This is a genomic window from Micromonospora rifamycinica (assembly GCF_900090265.1).
Taxonomy (GTDB): Bacteria; Actinomycetota; Actinomycetes; order Mycobacteriales; family Micromonosporaceae; genus Micromonospora; species Micromonospora rifamycinica.
Map to the genome: position 1 here is coordinate 48,680 of NZ_LT607752.1, position 18,590 is coordinate 67,269.

Below are 18,590 nucleotides of genomic sequence, written 5' to 3' on the forward strand. Positions count from 1 at the left end.
CCTCCGGTCCCACGGCCGCGCGGTCCCCGGCGCGGTCGTGGCACAGTGCTCGGCATCCGTCCGGAACCTCCGGACGACGGCCGCTGACCGCGACGTTCAGCAGAATCTGGGGAATCAGAGCATGGGTGCCGACTCGGACTGGGGCGATTTTCTGGCCGCCGACACGCCGATCGTGGACACCACCCCGGCCGGGGCGGTGGCGGCGCTGCCGGAACCGGCGGCGTCGGTCGTGGAGGCTGAGATCGGCGGGGCCGTCGGCGACCAGGACTGGTCGAACTGGCACGCGGACAGCGGCGACGACTGGGCCGACTCCGCCCAGGACTGGGCCGACTACGCGGTGGAGAACGCCGCGGCCGGCAACGTCGAGATCGCCGAGAGCGCCATGGCACGGGCGGCCGACCATGCCGACATCGCCGGGGACAACTACACCGCCTCCACCGACTACGCCGACGCCGCGGTCGACCACCTGGAGACCGCCGCCGCCGAGGTCGACTGGGCCACCAGCGGCACCGCGCCGACCGGCACCTCCTACGACGCGACCTCCTACGACGCGACCTCCTACGACGCGACCTCCTACGACGCGGGCAGCTACGACGCCGGCACCTGCTACGACTCCGCCGTGTCCAGCTTCGACACCAGCGCCTCCTACGACGTGGCGGAATGAGCTGGGCCGACGCCGGTGGACCCGGTGCCCTGCCGCCGGCCGTCCCGGCCGGGCTGGAGCCCGGCCGGCTGGCGGCCGGCGCGGAGCGACGACTCGGCGCCCCGCCGAGCCTGGCCCGCCAGCAGCTGCTGCGCGGTCTCCGCGAGCTCGCCTTCACGCTGAGTACCGAGCAGCTCAGCCTCCTGGAGGCGGTACGCGGCTCCCGCCTCGGTGGCGTCACGCTCTCGCCCACGCAGGTGCCGGTCCTGCTGCGGATCACCCTGGAGGCTGACGGCCCAGGGGTACGGGTGGGCGTGCTGCTGGTCGACCGCTGGCCGGGCAGGCTGGGCCGGAGCTGGGGCGTGACCTCGGTGTACGTCAGCCTCTTCGAGTCCGTGCTGAGCACGTTCGACGCCGTCCTCGCCCGGCTCGACCCGGCGGCGGCGACCTCGTTCGCCCCGTGGTGGCGGCAGACGGGCCCCGGTGACGTCGCGGTGATGCAGCACGCCGCCGGGCTGGCCAACCGGGCGCAGGCGGTGCTCTCCCGGCACGCGGGACGGCTGCTCGACGGCGACGGACAGGCCCCCCGGCGGGCGGTGGTCACCCGTGCCGGCGGCGGCGCGGTCTTCGCCTTCGAGACGGCCGACGCGGTCGCCGAGGTCCCCGCCGAACTGGCCGACGGCATGTTGATGGTCGGCACGCTGATCGTCAGCCGGCCGGGCGGGATGCCGCCGAAGCTGGTCGGGCAGGTGCAGTCGCTGGTGTTCCGGGTCGAGGAACGCCTCGCGGCGGGTGGAACCGACCGGATCACCGTCGAACCGGCGGACGTGCCGGTGGTGACCTTCCTGCACCAGCAGGCCCGGCTGCGCGGCCTGCTGCCGGTGCGGACCCTGCGCACCTGCACCACCTGCCGGTTGGAGAAGGTCACCAATCCGGAGCTGGAACGCCGGCAGGAGCGCACCCGGCGTACCCGGGAGCTGGCCAGCGGCATCAGCGGACTGGTCACGCCCTACGTGCTCGCCGGTCGACTGGTGCAGCTCCAGGACAGGGGTCCGACATTCGCCTGTCCCCGCTGCCAGGGGATGGACGCCGACGAGACGGTGGTGACGTACTGCCAGCGGTGCGGTGACCGCCGGGCCGAGACCGCGCTGCGCACCTGCCCGACGTGTCAGTTCGACTTCCGTGCTCTGGTCGGCGGGGATCAGGTCTGGCGGCCCAGGGCGGCCGTGCCGGCGGTCTCCGGCCCGGGGCCGAAGCCCGCCGAGGCACTGCCGCCCGTCGGGCCGACGCCGGGTTACCGGCCCGACCCCGAGGCGGAGCAGTGGCCCCGTCCGCCGGGTTTCCCCTCCTGAGCGCCTCCGGGTCGCGCCGCGTCGACAGCCGACCCGGTCCTGGTCCTGCCGGCGGCCTGCGCGACGCCCGCCGCCAGGTCGGCGGGGTTCGTCGCCGGCCGTGGCCTGGCGCAGCGGTCCGTCAGGGGCCGGCATGGAGGGCTTCTTCTGCTTCGCATTCGTCGCCGGCGTGGTCGGCGTCATCGTCTGGCAGTTCATCGAGACACAGCGGGCGGTAGCGACGACGACTGTCGCGTCCGCGTGTCCCCCCGCGGAGGCGGCGCAGATCGTCCGTGGCGCGTTCGGCGGTCCCCGGGCCGTGCTGTGGACGACGGCCGCCGGACCGGGAACGATCAACATGCGCCGGCGGGGAGTTCGTGGCGGCATCACGATGTCGATCACCGTCGAACCCCGTCCGGGCGGCGGCTCCGAGGTGGCGATGTGGGCCTCGGAAACCGTCGTCTACCTCGGCTTCCTGGTCAACTTCGCCGGCGTGGTGAACCGGCGGAAGGCGGCCATCGAGCGGCTGCTGACAGCGGATCCGGCTGACCGCTGAGGAGCGCCTCGCGTCGTCGGGTGGCGTCGGCACCACCACCCCGTCGGGGGAGCGGCGGCGGCCCAGGACGTCGCCGTCCTGGGCCGCGGTGGTGGTGCCGGATGCCGGTCAGATCTTGATGTCGCTGCACCACATGTAGGTCTGGTCCGCGTGGGACGCCTTCCAGATGAAGAACAGGATGTGGTTGCCGCTCCGCGACGACGGGATCGAGACGTTGAACGAGATGTTCTGTGCCGGCGCGTAACGTCCGGTCGTCGTGATCAGGTCGAGGTTGCCCCACCCGAGCCGCTGGGTGGCGGAGTTGAACCCCTGCTTGGTGACGTAGACCCGGAAGAAGTCGGCGCCGTGGCTGGCCTGGTCGTACATCTGGACGGTCAGGTTACGGCTGACGGTGGTCGCCTTCCACGCCCCGGGCTGGTTCAGCGAGTTGTTCCTGGACAGGGCGTTGCTGCACAGCTGCCCGTCCGGGGTGCTGGGCTGGTACTGGCCGGCCAGGCCGTCACGCAGCTGGCTCATCCAGTTCCACATGGTGTCCGGGTTGGCCTGGAAGGCCTGCCAGCACATCGGGTCCTGCTGCTGCATGGCGGGGTTGGTGTGCTGGCTGCCCCAGGTCTTCCAGCACTGGTAGGCGCGGGTCGCCGGGTTGATGACGGTGCCGTGGGCCTGGGCCGCCCCGATGGCGGGCAGCGTGCCGACAACCATGGCGAACATCAGGACGAGCGCCTGGAGGGACCGGCGGACGGTGGACCGGGGCCGTCCACCGGATTGGTCGGAGCTGTGTGAACGCACTGTTCATCCTCCATTCCTCGGTAGGAAACATTGGGCTGCGAACGCTTCCGGACCCACTGTTGCATCTATTGCAGTAAATATCAACGTTGATCAATGTTTAGTCGGATGTGGAGCGACCTGTCCGAGATCGCCGGATCGCTGGTGGGACGGCACGTACGCAGGACGGCGGTCACCGCGCCGTCGTGGTGCGGACCGGCGGCCGGTCGGGGAAGTGCCACCCGGCCCGGCCGGTGGGGTCAGAACCCGGCCGCGGTGTCGTACCGGCGGCGCTGGTCGGCCATCTCCGGGGCGGTCAGCGCCTCCTGCTGCGCCACCGTGGCGTACCTGGCCGGGAACATCTCCCGCAGCCGGTCGACGAACCGGACCCCCTCGGTCGCCTCGACCACCTGGATGCCCGGGGGATCGGTGGACATGTCCATGATCACCGGCCCGGCCAGCTTCACCGCCACGTCCCAGGGGCGCTTCTGTTCGGCGATGCCGCACAGGTGGAAGCCGTAGACCTTCCGCACGTCGGCGAGCGCGGTGGCCGCCTCGGGCTCGTAGCCGTAGACCCGGACCCCGCAGATCACCGGCGCCTTCTCCTCGGTGCCGCCCTGCTGGGCGCCGTGCCCGGCGTGCTGGTGCTCACCCGGGTCCGCCTGTTCGAGTGTGGTACGCATCCGGGCGACGATCTGCGCCTGCAGGTCCGCCGGCTCCGTCTCCGGGCCGGCCCGCCTGGCCAGGAAGACCGTGCCGGCCGACACCGCCAGCAGGATCACCGCCACCCACACCAGGCGGTGCCGGTACCACCCCGCGGAACTCTCTGGGGAAATCATGATCGCTTCTCACCTCGTCGCCGGTTCTGGTGCGCTGGCCGACTGGATCGGACGCCCGCCGGCAGGGGTGGAGCGCGTCGGCCGGCGGAGACACGTGCCGGGGCGCGGCATGGCGGAAGGCGGTCCCGCCCGCCATGGTGCCCGTCTCATGGCGATGGCCCGGCGACGTGGCGTGCGAGCGCCGACCGAGGCGGCGCGCTGCCGGCGCTGCGATGCTCCCGTGCTGGCCGTGGTCGGCACGGTTGCCCCCGTGCCGCGGCGATATGAGCTATTCCAACACGTCTGGATACGCTTGGCAACATTGACAGGCGTCGGTATGGGTTCGGCCCGCGCTGTCAGCTGACCGCCAGTGTCCAGGCACGGACAGTGTGCGCTGCCCGTGGTCGGTTCCGGTCGATGATGGGTCACGTCGACGCGCCGCCGCGACAGGCCGGCGGGCGTGGCGCTGCGGACAGGGGATGGTCATGTCGTTCGAGGTCGACTTCAACTGGGCGTCGCAGGGCGTCATCGAGACGGTGGCGGTGCCCTTCCCCTCCCTGGAGACGCCACCCGACGTGGTCGTCGCCGATCCTCCGGTCCCGCAGCTGGCCTTCAAGGAGTCCGGCCCGGTCACGGTCACCATGCTCGGCTGCGGCCGGTGGAACCGGGACACCAGTTACCGGTTCAACGCCGGGTGCAACCCGGAGCCGCACCGGGCGGCCGAGGTGGGGGAGCTCGGGCTGCTCACCGCCGCGGACGGGCAGCGGCTGGAGGACTGGTTCCTCCAGCGGTATCCGACCGCCAACCCGGTGGTGCTCAAGAACGGCGGGAAGTGGAACCTCACGCTCACCCGTAATGGGGCGGTCTACAACTTCCACACGGGCATCCGGCCGGCCCACGGGTAGCGGTCGGCGTGCGCGGGGGTCGGCGGGCGTGCCCGTCGGCCCCCGCGGAGCGCTGGGAGACCTCCCGGCGGGCACCACCGGCCGGCGGCGAGGGCCGGTGTCCCTGGGCACGCCGGGTAACCGGTCGTCGGCGTCGGGGTGGTGGGCTAGGGTGGAGGCCTTCGCGGAGGGGAGCGGATCGTGGCAGGTGACGACGACATCTCCGGGTGAGCACCGACAGCGGTGACCGATGCGGCACAGGTCGCGCCGGTGCACCGCCCCGGTCGTCGCGTGCCCGTCGCCGGGTGGCGGAGGTCCGCCCGGTTCGCCTGTCCTCCGAGGTCCTCATGTCCGACAGTCATGTCGTCAGCTCTGCCCTGTCCTTTTCCTGGCCGGACGACACCCCGGTCTTCACCGACCTGTCGTTCTCCGTGCCCGGCGGCCGTACCGGCCTGGTCGCGGCCAACGGCGCCGGCAAGTCGACCCTGCTGCGGTTGATCGCCGGTGAGCTGCGCCCGACCGGGGGCAGCGTCACCGTCGAGGGTGTGCTGGGCTATCTGCCCCAGCACCTGCCCTTCGCCCGGGACCAGACGGTCGCCGGTGTGCTCGGGGTCGACCGTGTCGTCGCCGCGCTGCACGCCATCGAGGCCGGGGACGTCGCCGAGGAGCACTTCACCACCGTCGGCGACGACTGGGACGTCGAGGAACGGACCCGGGTCGAACTCGACCGTCTCGGGCTGGCCGACGTCGGGTTGGACCGGCGGCTCGGCACCCTCAGCGGCGGGCAGGTGGTGTCCCTCGGCCTCGCCGCCGAGCTGCTCAGACGGCCCGACGTGCTGCTGCTGGACGAGCCGACCAACAACCTCGACCGCGCGGCGCGGGCGCGGCTGACCGCGGTGCTGCGCTCCTGGACGGGGTGCCTGCTCGTGGTCAGCCACGACCGGGCGCTGCTGGACGAGATGGACCGCATCGCCGTCCTGGACCACGGTGAGATCCGCTGGTACGGCGGCAGCTTCACCGCGTACGAGCAGGCGGTACGGGCCGAGCGGGAGGTCGCCGACCGGCAGGTACGCCAGGCCGAGCAGGACGTGAAGCGGCAGCGGCGTGAACTCCAGCAGGCCCGCGAACGGGCGGCCCGCCGGGCCTCCACCGCCTCACGGAACCTGGCCGACGCGGGGCTGGCCCGGATCGTCGCCGGCAAACTCCAGCGGGACGCGCAGGTGTCGGCGGCCAGGGCCAACGACGTGCACACCGCGCGGGCGCGCGACGCCCAGGCCCGGCTGGACCAGGCGAGCGACGCCGCCCGGCGCGACGACCACCTGGTGGTCGACCTGCCCGACCCGGCGGTGCCCGCCGGCCGGACCGTGTTCCGTGGCGAGGGCCTCCAGGCGGGGTACGGCGGCCGGTCGGTCTTCGACGGCGACGGTGTGGACCTGCACATCCGTGGCCCCGAGCGGATCGCCCTGACCGGTCCCAACGGCGCGGGGAAGTCCACCCTGCTGCGGTTGATCGCCGGTGACCAGGATCCCGTCGCCGGCACGGTCACCCGGGCACCGGGGCGGGTGGCGTACCTGTCGCAGCGCCTCGACCTGCTCGACCCGGACCGCACGGTCGTCGAGAACTTCGCCGCCTCCGCACCGGCGCGGACCGCGGCGGACCGGATGAACCTGCTGGCCCGGTTCCTGTTCCGGGGCGACCGCGCCCGGTTGCCGGTCGGCGTGCTCTCCGGTGGCGAGCTGCTGCGCGCCACGCTGGCCTGCGTGCTGTTCGCGGAGCCCGCGCCGCAGTTGCTGCTGCTCGACGAGCCCACCAACAACCTGGACCTGACCAGCGTCGCGCAGCTGGAGAGCGCGCTGCTGGCGTACCGGGGGGCGTTCGTCGTCGTCAGCCACGACGAACGGTTCCTGGCCGGGATCACCGTGCGCCGCTGGCTCCGGCTGGCCGACGGCCGGCTCACCGGGTCCGACGGGCCGCGCTGACCCGCCGGCGGGTGGGCGTCAGGTGGCGTCGGCGGCCTCCCGGATGAGGGCGACGAGCTGGGCGGCCTCCGGGATGGCCACGGTGTGCGAACCACCGGGCAGCTCCACCGTGCGCCGGGAGCCCGCCCGCTCGGCCATGAACCGGTGGGCCGCGACCGGGATGTTGAGGTCCTCGCTGCCGAACAGGAACCAGGACGGCAGCGACCGCCAGGCGGGCTCGCCGGAGGGTTCGTTCAGGGCGGCCCCGGTGATCGGCCGCTGGGTCACCGCCATCACGGCGGCCCGCTGCGCGGTCGAGTCGGCGGCGAACTGGTGGTGGTAGCGGTCCTGCCGGATGTAGAGGTCGGTGCCCCCGCCGGGGAGGGCGACGGTGGCCAGCGTCTCGCCCAGCGAGCTGCCGGGGAAACGTCCGGCCAGGTCGGCGGCGCTCTCCCCGGGCTCGGGGGCGAAGGCCCCGACGTAGACCAGCGCGGTCACGCCGGTGCCCGCAGTGGGCACGTTGGAGATCACCATCCCGCCGTACGAGTGCCCGACGAGGACGACCGGACCCTCGATCCCGGTGAGCACGGCACGCAGGTGGTCGGCGTCGTGCCGGACCCCGCGCAGCGGGTTGGCCAGGGCCACGGCGGGATATCCGGCGTCGATCAGCCCGGCGATCACGCCGTCCCAGCTCGCCGACTCGGCGAAGGCCCCGTGGACGAGGACGACCGTCGGCCTGCCGGGCCGTGCGGTGGTGATGGACATCGCGGATCGCCTCCGGGCGCTGGTGCGGGTGTCGACCCTATTGTCGGGTCATCGGCGCACCACCCCGTCCGTCGACCGACCGGCTCACCCGACCGGGGTAGCCGGCGGCGCGGAGCCGCCGCGACCGAGAGGAGCCCACTGTGAGTGACCACCCCGAGGAACCAGCCGTCACCGGGGCGGCGATCGACCCGACCGTGCCGCCGAGCGGACCGGGCTGCGTCGAGTGCGACGCCTCCGAGGGGTGGTGGGTCCACCTGCGTCGCTGTACGGGCTGCGGCCACGTGGGCTGCTGCGACTCCTCGCCGGGCCAGCACGCGACGGCGCACGCTGCCGCGACCGGGCATCCGATGGTCCGCAGTTTCGAGCCCGGTGAGTCGTGGTTCTGGGACTACTCCGAGAAGCGGTTGCACACCGACGGGCCGGAGTTGGCCGCCCCGTCCTCGCGTCCGTTGGACCAGCCCGTCCCCGGCCCCCGGGGGCGGGTGCCGGCCGACTGGCGGCTGCGGTTGCACTGACCCGTCCGCCGTCGGCCCCACCGCCACGGTGCGGCCGGGGCCGACGGCGGACCCGGTGCTGAGCATCGTCGATGCCTTGACACCCCAGATGCGATCGCTAACACTTGTCTGCAATGCGCCTGTAACAACCAGAACACATGTTTCCCACTGCGGTGGGACGCAGGCCACGGCGGCTCGCAGGGCACGTCGACCAGGCCGGGGCTGCGGGCTCGGGGGCTGCACATGCCGCAGCCGTGTTAGCGATAACATCGACGATTGTCCCGGGAGGGCAGCATGACCGTGGTCCCACGCCGACCAGCAGCGACCCCGACCTCCGGGGCTTCCCGGTCAACGCCCCCGCGTACCCGGTCGGCACGCCGGTTGCTGGTCACCCTGGCGGCCGTGCTGACCGTGCTGACCGGCAGCGTCGTCGTCGCGTCCCCGCCGGCCACCGCCGCCACCAGCCAGTTCCGGGGTATGAACTGGGCCGTGCTGGGGGACAACTTCAGCAAGGGTCCGCTCGTCGTGCAGGGCCTGAGCGCCTCCGACAGCAACGCGACGGTACGGGCCAAGGCCAACGCCCTCTACGACGACATGGCCGCCACCATGGGGGTCAACACCGTCCGGCTGCCCGTCAACACCCACACCGTGGGGACGGCCTGGTGGGAGGCCTACCGGGGGGCCATCGACGCCGCCACCGCCCGCGGGTTCAAGGTCATCCTTGCGTACTGGGAGGACGGCGCGGCCTCCGGTGGACGGATCACCAACCTCGCCGCCTGGAACGCGATGTGGTCCACGGTGACCAACACGTACGGCACCAACCCCAACGTCTACTTCGAACCGATGAACGAGCCGCACGGTTACAGCTCGGCGGAATGGCGCAACGTCGCGGCCGACTGGCTCAGCTACCACTACTCGGCGGTGCCCGGCCGGGTGCTCATCGGCGGCACCGGCTTCAGCCAGGACCTGCGGGACGTCTGCAACGACAGCCGGTTCAACGCGACGCTGCTCTCGTTCCACCACTACGCGTTCTTCTACAGCGAGATGAGCTACGACGCCTTCCGCAGCCACATCCAGGCCCGCCTGGGCAACTGCGCCTCCCGCGCCGTGGCCACCGAGTGGGGTGCGCCGATGAACGACGGCCGCAACTACGCCGACGCGAACAGCACCGACAACTTCGTCCGGCACATCCGGGCCATGGCCCAGGTGATGCGGGACAACCAGATGGGCGGCACGTACTGGCCCGCCCTCGGCGGCAAGCCCGGCACCATCGGCTACGACTGGTACTCGATGTACGCGCTCAGCGGCAGCGGCACCGACCTCAACCTGAGCATCCGTAACACCTCCGGCGCCGACCGGGTCCGCTACGGGTGGGGCGACACCGTCGGCAACGAACCGACGACGCCTCCGCCGTCGACGGGGACGTACTACCGGGTCACCGTGCGGCACAGCGGCAAGGCGATGGACGTCCAGCAGCCGAACACCGACAACGGCGCGCGGGTCGGGCAGTACACCTACGCCGGCAACGCCTGGCAGCAGTGGCAGTTCACCGACGCCGGCGGCGGCTACTGGCGCATCGTCAGCCGGCACAGCGGAAAGTGCCTCGACGTGACCAGCGCCTCCACCGCCGACGGTGCCGAACTCATCCAGTACACCTGCGGCAGCGGCACCAACCAGCAGTTCCAGCTGGTCACCAACGGCAGCTACTTCCAGCTGCGGGCCCGGCACAGCAACAAGTGCGTGGACGTGCCGGCCTCGTCGACCGCCGACGGCCAGGTGCTCAAGCAGTACACCTGCAACACCGGCGCCAACCAGCAGTGGTCGCGTACGGCCGTCTGACCACCGGGGCCACGGATCCACCGGCCGGGGTTCGGAACCCGGCCGGTGGCGACGGCGCCGACCGGTCGCGGTATCGACCGGTAACGGTGGGCGACGGTGCCGACCGGTCGCGCCGCGACGACCGGCACGGTACGCGGCGGGCCGCCCCGCCATGGGGACACGTCGGACGTCAGGACCCCATCTGTCCGCGCCTCACGACCGGCCCGTCGGCACGGGTAGCCGTACCTCGAACTGGCAGCCCCGCACGGTGTTGCGCACGTCGACCCGGCCGCCGTGGGCCTCGACGAGCCCCCGCACGATCGCCAGGCCGAGCCCGCCGCCACCACCGGAGCCGGCCGCGCCCGGCGTGCGGGCCCGCTCGCCCCGGAAGGCGACGTCGAATACCCGCTCCAGATCCTGCTCGGGGATGCCACCGCAGGTGTCGGAGACGGCCAACCACACGCTGTCGCGCTCGTGACCGGCGGCGATGTGCACGGTGCCGTCCTCCGGGGTGTACCGGACGGAGTTGACCAGCAGGTTGCTGACCACCCGGGCGAGTTCGCGTTCCCCGGCGCGGACGGAGGGCCAGCCGCTGTCCGCGGCGACCAGCCGGATCCGCCGGCCGGCGGCGAGCGGCGCGACAGCGGCGATCGCGTCGGACACGATGTCGCGCAGCGGCACGGTGGTGGGGACGAGCCGCAGCGCACCGGCGTGGATCCGGGACAGCTCGAACAGGTCGTCGACGAGTTGCGCCATCCGGTCGCTCTCCACCCGGATCCGGCGGTGGTACTCGGCGACGGTGGCCGGGTCGTCGATGATCCGGTCCTCGAGGGCTTCGGCCATCGCCCGCAGCCCGGCCAGCGGGGTACGCAGGTCGTGCGACACCCAGGCGACCAGTTCCCGCCGTCCCGCCTCCAGCCGTCGCTCCCGGTCCCGGGCCGCCTGCGCCCAGACGGCGGAGGCGGCCAGCCGGCTGCCGAAGACGGCACCGACGGCGAGGCTGATCACCGCGGAGGCGCTCACAGTGACCAGGACGACCCACAGGTCGTGCGGGGACAGGAACATGGCCCGGGCGACGGTGGCGACGCCGACCACCACGGCGAGCACGGTGACGGTGAGCAGCACCAGCACGTGCACCAGGATCGAGCGGCCCCGCAGCAGCCGGAGCATCCCGGCCCCGGCCAGCCCGACGACCCCTCCGGCGACGAGCGCGTAGAGCCCGATGAGCAGCATGTCCCTCACCGGTCGCCGCCCTGGTCGAGGGGGTCGTAGCGGTAGCCGACACCCCACACGGTGCAGATCCGCCGCGGTTCGGCCGGCTCCTTCTCGATCTTCTCGCGCAGCCGCCGGACGTGGACGGTGACCGTCGACTGGTCGCCGAACTGCCAGCCCCACACCTTGTCCAGCAGGTCGGCGCGGGACCAGGCCCGCCCCGGGTGGCGCATCAGGAAGACCAGCAGGTCGAACTCCCGGACGGTCAGCGACAGCGGCACCCCGTCCAGCTCGGCCACGCGCCGGGCGACGTCGACGGCGAGTTCCGCGTCGACGAGCCGGCCGAGACCCGCCGGACCGGTGGCGGGCCCGGTGGTACGCCGCAGCACCGAACGGATCCGGAGCACGAGTTCCCGGGGCGAGAACGGCTTGGTCATGTAGTCGTCCGCGCCGACCTCCAGCCCCAGCACCCGGTCGGCCTCCTCGCCGAGGGCGGTCAGCATGATCACCGGCAGGTCGGGTAGCTGCCGACGGATGCGGCGACACACGTCGAGGCCGTTGATCCCGGGCATCATCAGGTCGAGCACCACGAGGTCGGGCCGGTGCGCGGCGATCGCGGCGAGGCCGGCGGCCCCGTCGGCGGCCAGCCGGACCTCGCAGCCGTCCTGTTCCAGGTAGCGCCGGACGACGTCGCTGACCGTGGGGTCGTCGTCGACCACCAACACCCGATGTCCCATCCCGGTAAGCTACCGACCGGCCGGTGGCGGGCCGCTCCCGCCTGGTCTTTCGGAATCCTTACCGCCTGCCCGCAGCCGGTGTCGCCGGTCCCGCCACAGCCACGACAGCACCGTCGCGGCGACGACGAGCAGCAGCACCACGGCGAGGTTCCGACCGTACGGCAGCGGCAACGCCGAGGGGTTGTCCGGGGACCGGCCGAAGCCGAGCACGAGCGGCAACGCCACGACGGTGACCGTGGCGGCGCTGATCGCGGCGATCCGGGCCAGTGGACGGTGGCGGTGCGGGACGAACCGGGCGAGCAGCGCGCCGACGGCCGACAGCCCGAGCATCCAGACGAGATCGTGCCCGACCAGCACACCGGCCAGGAAGAGCAGCACCCCGGCCGGCGACAGCTCGGGGTCGGCCAGCGCGCCCACCACGGCGTACCCCATGGTCAGCAGGCCGACCGCGACCAGGGCCACCCGGATCCTCACGGCGTCTCCCGGACGGTGATCCGGCCGAGCCACTTGGTCTGCAGCACGCCGGGCCGGTTCGGGGCGATCAGACGGGCGGGGTAGCCGTGGTCGAGGTGCAGGGGCTCGCCGCCCAACCGCAGGGCGACCAGGGTCAGCGGGTCACGTACGTGCGCCGGCCCGACGGTCGACGTGCGGTACCGGCCGGCCGCCTCCAGCGACTCGACGACGACGGTCGCCCTCTCCGGGTCGCCACCCACGAGGGCGACCAGGTCACGCAGGGGTACGCCGCTCCACCGCCCGGTGGCGCTCCACCCCTCCACACAGGCGATCGGCAGCCGTGCGGTGTGCTGCTCCAACCCGTGCAGGGCAGCGAGGTCCAGCGCGACCTGCCCGGCCGGACCGGTGACCACCAGCCGGTACGCCGGGTCCAGCGCCAGGGCGGCCACCCCGGCGCGCTGCGCGGTCCGGTTGACCGGCAGCCCCTGCGGCCCGACGTCCGGCCGGCGGGGGGCGAGCACCGCCAGCCCGGACAGCGGCCGGACGGTCTGCCCGACCGTGGTCAGGGTGACCAGCCCGGCCGCGGCGGCGACCCCGCCGAGCAGGCCGCGCCGGCTGAGCCGGTCGGCCGGCGGCTCGTCGGTGGGACGGGTGAGCGCGGCGCGGACGGCCGGCAGTTGGACGCCGACGTGTGCCAGCAGCGCGCCGACCGCCAGCCACGCCACCCAGTAGTGCCCGGCGGTGAAGAAGTACGGCATCGGCGCGTACCAGCGGGAGATGTTCAGCACCCCGCCGACCACCTGGAACAGCGCCGCGGCGACCAGCACGGCGACGCTGGCGCGTTCGACCGCGTGGGCGATCGACCGGACCGGCGGCCAGCGGAACAGGTGCGGGTAGACCGACCACAGCTTGGCCCCGAGCAGCGGCACCGTGGCCAGGCCGGTCGCGACGTGCAGGCCCTGGGTGAACCGGTACAGCCCCACCGGGCGGGCCGGCCACCCGAACCAGCCCGGCGGGTCCAGGGCCAGGTGGCTGAGCAGCCCGGTGAGGAAGCAGACGGCGAACGTGACACCGAGCGCGACGCCGAGTTGGCTGGTCAGCCGGCTCGACCGCGCCCGGGAGGGAAACCCGTCGGGGCGCAGCGGCCCGCGCCGCAGGGCCTCCGGCGGCGCCGGCAACGATGCCCGCCACCAGTCGGTGAGCCGCCGCGACCCGGCCGACCGGCCGGTCACCCGGGGCTGAGGGTGGCGAACCACCGCCCCGCCTCCGTCCAGGTGTCGCGCACCCGCAGCGCCGTGGCCCCGGCCAGCGCGGGGAGGTCGTCGAGGGGTACGCAGGCCCAGGGCAGCGGGCTGCCGGTGCCGCCCGGGGTCTGCACCGTGGCCGTGCCGGACCAGGCGGGGGTGCCCGGTGGCGCCAGCTCGGCGTGCAGGTGACCGTCGGCCGCCAGCAGCCGGCGGCAGCGGCGCAGCAGCCGGTGCGGGTCACCGCCGATGCCGATGTTCCCGTCGGCCAGCAGCAGGTGCCGCCAGCGCCCGGCCCCCGGCACCGGGCCGAACACGTCCCGTCGCAGCGCGACCGCGCCCCGCCCCCGGGCCAGCCGGACCGCGATGGCGCTGACGTCGATACCGAGGGCCGGTAGGCCGGCGGCGAGCAGCGCGCCGGTGAGCCGGCCGGGGCCGCAGCCGACGTCGAGGGTGGGGCCGGTGCAGCGGGCGAGCAGCGTGGCGTCCCCGGCGGTGGCGTCCCGGCACCAGACGGCCGGGTCGAACCGGAGCACCCCGCCGCTCGGGTGCCGGGCCGTGAAGGCGGCGGGCACGCCCGAGGCGGCCCGGTCGAACACCGCGTCGAAGACCGCGACGGCGCTCACCGGGCGACCGCCGTGGGTGACGGCACACCGGCCGCCACGGCGGCGGTCGGCACGGTGGCGGCGACAGGGGCAGCCGCCACGGCGGCGGTCGGCATGTGGGCCGCTGCCGCGGTGGTCGGTACGTGAGCCGCGACGGCGGCGGCGAACCTGCTGGTGGCCGGGCATCCGGCGGCCACCGCGTGCGCGTCGGCCGCGGTGTCCACGTCGCGTAGGCGGGGTAGCAGGTGGACCCGCAGGCCGCGGCGGCGCAACGCGGCCAGGGTGAGCCGGCCGGTGTCCGCCACCGAGGTCGGGATCGTACGCAGGACCTCGGCGTGCGCGGGGTCGCGCAGGCCCAGCGTCCACCACCCGCCGTCGTCGGCCGGTCCGAGCACCGCGTCCGGCCCGTCCGTCGCGCCGAGCAGCCGTACCGCCGTGTCGAGCTGACCGACGGTGAGCTGCGGGGTGTCCATGCCGATCAGCAGGGTGGCGGTGCCCGCCACGCGGGTGTCGGCGAACGCGGCGGCGAGCCGCTCGCCGAGCGGGCCGCCCCGCTGGGCGAGCCGGTTCCAGCCCGGCGGGGCCGGATGGTCACCGTCGACGACCAGGATCCGCCCGCCGGCCGTGGCCGCGCCGACGGTGGCGAGGGTGTCGGCGAGGGCGGCTGCGGCGACCCGGGCCGCCTGTTCGGGGGTGCAGGGCGGGCAGAGCCGGGTCTTGACCCGGCCCGGCTCCGGCTTCTTGGCCAGCACCAGCACCTGGGGGACGCTCACCGGGCCAGCACCGCGCCCATGTCCCGGACCGCGCGGGCGGTGCCGAGCAGGGTTCCGGTGACCTTCGACCGGGTGCCGGCCGCCCGGGGGTGGTAGTCGACGTCGACCTCGACCACCCGCCAGCCGGCCCGACCGGCCGCGATCAGCAGCTCCAGCGGATAGCCGAAGCGGCGGTCCCGCAACCCCAGCGCCAGCAGGTCGTCCCGGCGGACGGCCCGGATCGGCCCGATGTCGTGGATGTCGAGGCCGGTCGTGCGGCGCAGCCGGTGGGCCAGGAAGGCGTTGGCGGCGCGGGCGTGCAGCGGCCACACCCCGGGGGCGGTCGGGCGACGTCGCCCGGTGCCCAGCTCCGCCTCGCCGACGGCGACCGGGCCGACCAGCCGGGGCAGCTGCGCCGGGTCGAAGGACCCGTCGGCGTCCATGACGCACACCACCCCGTCGTCGGGGTCGGCCGCCAGGACCCCGGCGTGCACGGCCGCGCCGTACCCGGGTTCGGCCACGCTGATCACCTCGGCGCCGCAGGCGCGGGCGACCGCCGCCGAGTCGTCGGTGGAGCCGTTGTCCACCACGATCGGCCGGTAGCCGGCCGGCATCCGGGCCAGCAGATCGGGCAGGGCCGGCGCCTCGTTGCGGCAGGGAAGAACCACATCGGTCATGCTGCGGACGGTAGGACAGGATCCGCCCGGAAATCCTTACCGGACGGTGACGGTGTTCCCGGGCGTCAGCGGTCGGTGCGGAGTTCTTACGAACCGCTGACGGGCGGCCGGCAGCAGGGGCGGTCGACCGCCTCCCGGCTCTACCGTCGGCGCGTGACCCACGTACTCGTCACCGGCGGCGCCGGTTTCATCGGAACCCATGTCGTGACCGCCCTGCAGGATGCCGGCCACCGGGTGACAGTGCTGGACTCCGGTCACCCCGGCGCCCACCGGCAGCCGCTGCCGGACACCGTGGCGGGCGCTCCGCTCGTCCGGGCCGACGTGCGCGACCGGTCCGCCGTGGACGGGGCGCTGGCCGGGGTGGACGTGGTGGTCCACCAGGCGGCCATGGTGGGACTCGGCGTCGACCTGGACGACCTGCCGGAGTACGCCGGCTGCAACGACCTCGGCACGGCCGTCCTGCTCGCCGCGATGGCCCGCGCCGGGGTGCACCGCCTGGTGCTGGCCAGCTCCATGGTGGTCTACGGCGAGGGGGCCTACGCCTGCCCCGCGCACGGGCCGGTCCGTCCCGCCCCGCGCACCGTCGCCGACCTGGCCGCCGCCCGCTTCGAGCCGACCTGCCCCACCTGTGGTGCCGTCGTCGCCCCCGGCCTGGTCGACGAGGACGCTCCGCTGGATCCGCGCAGCGGGTACGCCGCCACCAAGCTGGCCCAGGAACACCTCACCTCGGTCTGGGCCCGGCAGACCGGCGGCTCCGTGGTGGCGCTGCGGTACCACAACGTCTACGGGCCGGGCATGCCCCGGGACACGCCGTACAGCGGGGTCGCGGCGATCTTCCGCTCCTCGATCGAGGGCGGCCGGCCGCCCCGGGTGTTCGAGGACGGCGGCCAGCGCCGCGACTTCGTGCACGTCCGGGACGTGGCGGCGGCCAACCTGGCGGCGCTGGAGGCGACCGGGACGCGCACCGGCTGGCGGGCGTACAACATCGCCTCCGGCCGCCCGGCCACCATCGGCGAGCTGGCCACGGAGTTGGCGCGGGCGGCCGATGGCCGACCGCCGGTGGTCACCGGTGAGTTCCGGCTCGCCGACGTACGGCACGTGGTCGCCTCGCCCGCCCGTGCCGAGGCCGAACTCGGCTTCCGGGCCGCCGTGGGCCTCACCGACGGGATCGCGGAGTTCGCCCACGCACCACTGCGCGGGTGAACGGCACTGCGCGGGTGAACGGCACTGCGCGGCACCGCCCGCCGCGCGCCGACCTGATCGCCGCCGGCGCCGCGGTCGGCCTGGTCGCGGTGGCCGTCGTCGTCGGCGGCGTGCTGTACCTGACGGGCCGCCCGGTGCACGCCAGCGCGGCGCCGCTGTTCGCGCAGTGGCTGCCGCACGTCGGCCCCGGCACCCCGCTGGCCGTACTGCTGGCGGTGCTGGTCTGGTGGCGCGGACCGGCGACGGCCGCCCGGCTGACCTGGCGACCGCTGCTCGCGCTCTCCTATGCCACCGCGGTGGCCTGGACACTGTCGCTCGCCCTGGTCGACGGCTGGCAGCGGGGCGTCGCCGGCCGGCTGACCACCGAGTTCGAGTACCTGCACGAGGTGCCCGGCGTCACCGACATCCCGGCGATGCTGGCCGGCTTCGCCGGCCGGATCCTCGACCAGCAACCGGATTCCTGGACCACCCACGTGTCCGGCCACCCACCGGGGGCGCTGCTCGTCTTCGTCCTGCTCGACCGGGCCGGGCTGGGCGGCGGCGGTTGGGCCGGCATGCTGTGCGTGCTGGCGGCGGGGCTGGTCGCCGTCGCCGTGCCGCACACGGTACGGCTGCTCGGCACCGACGAGGCGGCCCGGGCAGTGGTGCCGTTCGTGGTGCTGTTCCCCGGCGCGGTCTGGTCGGGCGTCTCGGCCGACGGGCTGTTCGCCGGGGTGACCGCCACCGGAGTCGCCCTGGTGGCGCACGGGGCGGTACGGGGGCGTGCGGTGGGCGCGGTGGCCGGCGGTACCCTGTTGGCCCTCGGCTGCTACCTGTCCTACGGGCTGGTCCTGATGGCCCCGATCGCGCTGGTGGTGGTCGTGCTCGCCGGCTGGCGCTGGCGCAAAGTGGGCGGGATATTGCTCGGGGCGGTGCCGGTCGTCGTCGCGTTCACCGCCGTCGGCTTCTGGTGGCCCACCGGCTACCACCTCGTCATCGAGCGCTACTACCAGGGCGTCGCCAGCGACCGGGCGTACGGCTACTGGGTCTGGGCGAACCTCGCGCTGGTCACCGTCGCCGCCGGGCCGGTGGCGGCGGTGATCGTCCGGCGGGCGGTGCCGGCCGCTTGGCGGGACGTCGCATGGCGTCGGCCGGTCCTGCGCCGGCCGGTCCTGCGCCGGCCGGTCCTGCGCCGGCCGGTCCTGCGCCGGCCGGTCCTGCGCCGGCCGGTCCTGCGCCGGCCGGTCCTGCGCCGGCCGGTCCTGCGCCGGCCGGTCCTGCGCCGGCCGGTCCTGCGTCGGGTGGTCTCGCGCCGGGTGGTCCTGCCTGAGCCGGGCCTGTCCCGGCCGGTCCTGTCTCGGTCGGGCCGGTTCCAGCCGGGTGCCGACCCGGCCGGGTGGCTGCTGGTCCTCGCCGCCACGGCGGTGATCCTCGCGGCGGACCTGTCCGGCTACAGCAAGGCCGAGGTCGAACGCATCTGGCTACCCTTCACGGTCTGGCTCATGGCGGGCGCGGCCCTGATCCCGCCCGCCGACCGGCGTGGCTGGCTGGCCGTGCAGGCGGCGGTGGCCCTCACCGTCAACCATCTGCTCCTGACGGGCTGGTAGCCGGGGCGGCCCACCCCTTGCGGCGGGACTTCTTACCGAAGCATGACGTACCCGGCGAACGGTGACCTTCCACCGCCCGCCGGCCCGTA

The 18,590-nt window shown here is 74.1% G+C and carries 19 protein-coding genes; 9 read left to right on the forward strand and 10 right to left on the reverse strand.

The window, feature by feature from the left end; translation table 11 throughout:
- The first annotated feature begins 121 nt into the window (after positions 1–121).
- The 3 genes from GA0070623_RS00170 to GA0070623_RS00180 all read left to right on the forward strand — a co-directional run bounded on the left by GA0070623_RS00170 (position 122) and on the right by GA0070623_RS00180 (position 2,530).
- Positions 122–664, forward strand: a complete 543-nt coding sequence (locus tag GA0070623_RS00170; RefSeq protein WP_067301581.1) for a hypothetical protein — start codon at positions 122–124, stop codon at positions 662–664.
- Positions 661–1,995 carry a hypothetical protein gene (locus GA0070623_RS00175; protein WP_067301579.1) on the forward strand — a complete coding sequence of 445 codons (1,335 nt, stop codon included), beginning with the start codon at positions 661–663 and terminating at the stop codon, positions 1,993–1,995. Before GA0070623_RS00170 ends, GA0070623_RS00175 begins: the two co-directional genes overlap by 4 nt.
- Positions 1,996–2,128: 133 nt before the next feature.
- On the forward strand, positions 2,129–2,530 hold the full coding sequence (locus GA0070623_RS00180; RefSeq protein ID WP_067301576.1) for a hypothetical protein: 402 nt from the start codon (positions 2,129–2,131) through the stop codon (positions 2,528–2,530).
- A gap of 108 nt (positions 2,531–2,638) precedes the next feature.
- Here the strand turns inward: GA0070623_RS00180 and GA0070623_RS00185 are convergent, their stop codons facing one another.
- Positions 2,639–3,241 (reverse strand): lytic polysaccharide monooxygenase auxiliary activity family 9 protein, encoded by a 603-nt coding sequence (locus tag GA0070623_RS00185; protein WP_084261019.1) that lies wholly within the window; start codon positions 3,239–3,241, stop codon positions 2,639–2,641.
- A gap of 314 nt (positions 3,242–3,555) precedes the next feature.
- On the reverse strand, positions 3,556–4,134 hold the full coding sequence (locus GA0070623_RS00190) for a hypothetical protein (protein ID WP_067301570.1): 579 nt from the start codon (positions 4,132–4,134) through the stop codon (positions 3,556–3,558).
- 464 nt (positions 4,135–4,598) lie between these two features.
- On the opposite strand from GA0070623_RS00190, the gene GA0070623_RS00195 reads away from it, so the two are divergent.
- A complete protein-coding gene (locus GA0070623_RS00195) occupies positions 4,599–5,018 on the forward strand; it encodes a hypothetical protein (RefSeq protein ID WP_157517430.1) in 420 nt (139 codons plus the stop codon).
- A gap of 326 nt (positions 5,019–5,344) precedes the next feature.
- On the forward strand, positions 5,345–6,976 hold the full coding sequence (abc-f, locus tag GA0070623_RS00200; RefSeq protein ID WP_067301703.1) for a ribosomal protection-like ABC-F family protein: 1,632 nt from the start codon (positions 5,345–5,347) through the stop codon (positions 6,974–6,976).
- An 18-nt stretch (positions 6,977–6,994) separates the two neighbouring features.
- Here the strand turns inward: abc-f and GA0070623_RS00205 are convergent, their stop codons facing one another.
- The gene (locus tag GA0070623_RS00205) at positions 6,995–7,720 is read right to left on the reverse strand and encodes an alpha/beta fold hydrolase (RefSeq protein WP_067301565.1); all 726 of its coding nucleotides are present in this window, start codon (positions 7,718–7,720) and stop codon (positions 6,995–6,997) included.
- 140 nt (positions 7,721–7,860) lie between these two features.
- Here GA0070623_RS00205 and GA0070623_RS00210 point away from each other — a divergent pair, with 140 nt between their 5' ends.
- Entirely contained in the window at positions 7,861–8,235 is a 375-nt protein-coding gene (locus GA0070623_RS00210; RefSeq protein ID WP_067301562.1) for a UBP-type zinc finger domain-containing protein, read from the forward strand.
- Positions 8,236–8,508: 273 nt separating this feature from the next.
- A complete protein-coding gene (locus GA0070623_RS00215; RefSeq protein WP_084261018.1) occupies positions 8,509–10,053 on the forward strand; it encodes an RICIN domain-containing protein in 1,545 nt (514 codons plus the stop codon).
- A 192-nt stretch (positions 10,054–10,245) separates the two neighbouring features.
- Here GA0070623_RS00215 and GA0070623_RS00220 read toward each other — a convergent pair whose 3' ends face one another.
- The 7 genes from GA0070623_RS00220 to GA0070623_RS00250 are packed head-to-tail and all read right to left on the reverse strand — an operon-like array spanning position 10,246 to position 15,712.
- Positions 10,246–11,274 carry a sensor histidine kinase gene (locus GA0070623_RS00220; RefSeq protein WP_067301556.1) on the reverse strand — a complete coding sequence of 343 codons (1,029 nt, stop codon included), beginning with the start codon at positions 11,272–11,274 and terminating at the stop codon, positions 10,246–10,248.
- Positions 11,271–11,981, reverse strand: coding sequence for a response regulator transcription factor (locus tag GA0070623_RS00225; RefSeq protein ID WP_067301554.1), 711 nt, complete (start codon positions 11,979–11,981; stop codon positions 11,271–11,273). Before GA0070623_RS00225 ends, GA0070623_RS00220 begins: the two co-directional genes overlap by 4 nt.
- 9 nt (positions 11,982–11,990) lie before the next feature.
- Positions 11,991–12,455, reverse strand: a complete 465-nt coding sequence (locus tag GA0070623_RS00230; protein WP_067301551.1) for a hypothetical protein — start codon at positions 12,453–12,455, stop codon at positions 11,991–11,993.
- Positions 12,452–13,666 (reverse strand): molybdopterin-dependent oxidoreductase, encoded by a 1,215-nt coding sequence (locus tag GA0070623_RS00235; protein WP_231932605.1) that lies wholly within the window; start codon positions 13,664–13,666, stop codon positions 12,452–12,454. Before GA0070623_RS00235 ends, GA0070623_RS00230 begins: the two co-directional genes overlap by 4 nt.
- Positions 13,663–14,304, reverse strand: coding sequence for an SAM-dependent methyltransferase (locus tag GA0070623_RS00240; protein ID WP_067301548.1), 642 nt, complete (start codon positions 14,302–14,304; stop codon positions 13,663–13,665). Before GA0070623_RS00240 ends, GA0070623_RS00235 begins: the two co-directional genes overlap by 4 nt.
- Positions 14,301–15,056 carry a TIGR04282 family arsenosugar biosynthesis glycosyltransferase gene (locus GA0070623_RS00245; RefSeq protein WP_084261015.1) on the reverse strand — a complete coding sequence of 252 codons (756 nt, stop codon included), beginning with the start codon at positions 15,054–15,056 and terminating at the stop codon, positions 14,301–14,303. Before GA0070623_RS00245 ends, GA0070623_RS00240 begins: the two co-directional genes overlap by 4 nt.
- Entirely contained in the window at positions 15,053–15,712 is a 660-nt protein-coding gene (locus tag GA0070623_RS00250) for a glycosyltransferase family 2 protein (protein WP_067301545.1), read from the reverse strand. Before GA0070623_RS00250 ends, GA0070623_RS00245 begins: the two co-directional genes overlap by 4 nt.
- A 153-nt stretch (positions 15,713–15,865) precedes the next feature.
- On the opposite strand from GA0070623_RS00250, the gene GA0070623_RS00255 reads away from it, so the two are divergent.
- On the forward strand, positions 15,866–16,915 hold the full coding sequence (locus tag GA0070623_RS00255) for an NAD-dependent epimerase/dehydratase family protein (protein WP_067301541.1): 1,050 nt from the start codon (positions 15,866–15,868) through the stop codon (positions 16,913–16,915).
- Between the two features lie 14 nt (positions 16,916–16,929).
- Positions 16,930–18,501: a hypothetical protein gene (locus GA0070623_RS30510; RefSeq protein WP_197700022.1), complete on the forward strand. Its 1,572-nt coding sequence runs from the start codon at positions 16,930–16,932 to the stop codon at positions 18,499–18,501.
- Positions 18,502–18,590: the final 89 nt, after the last annotated feature.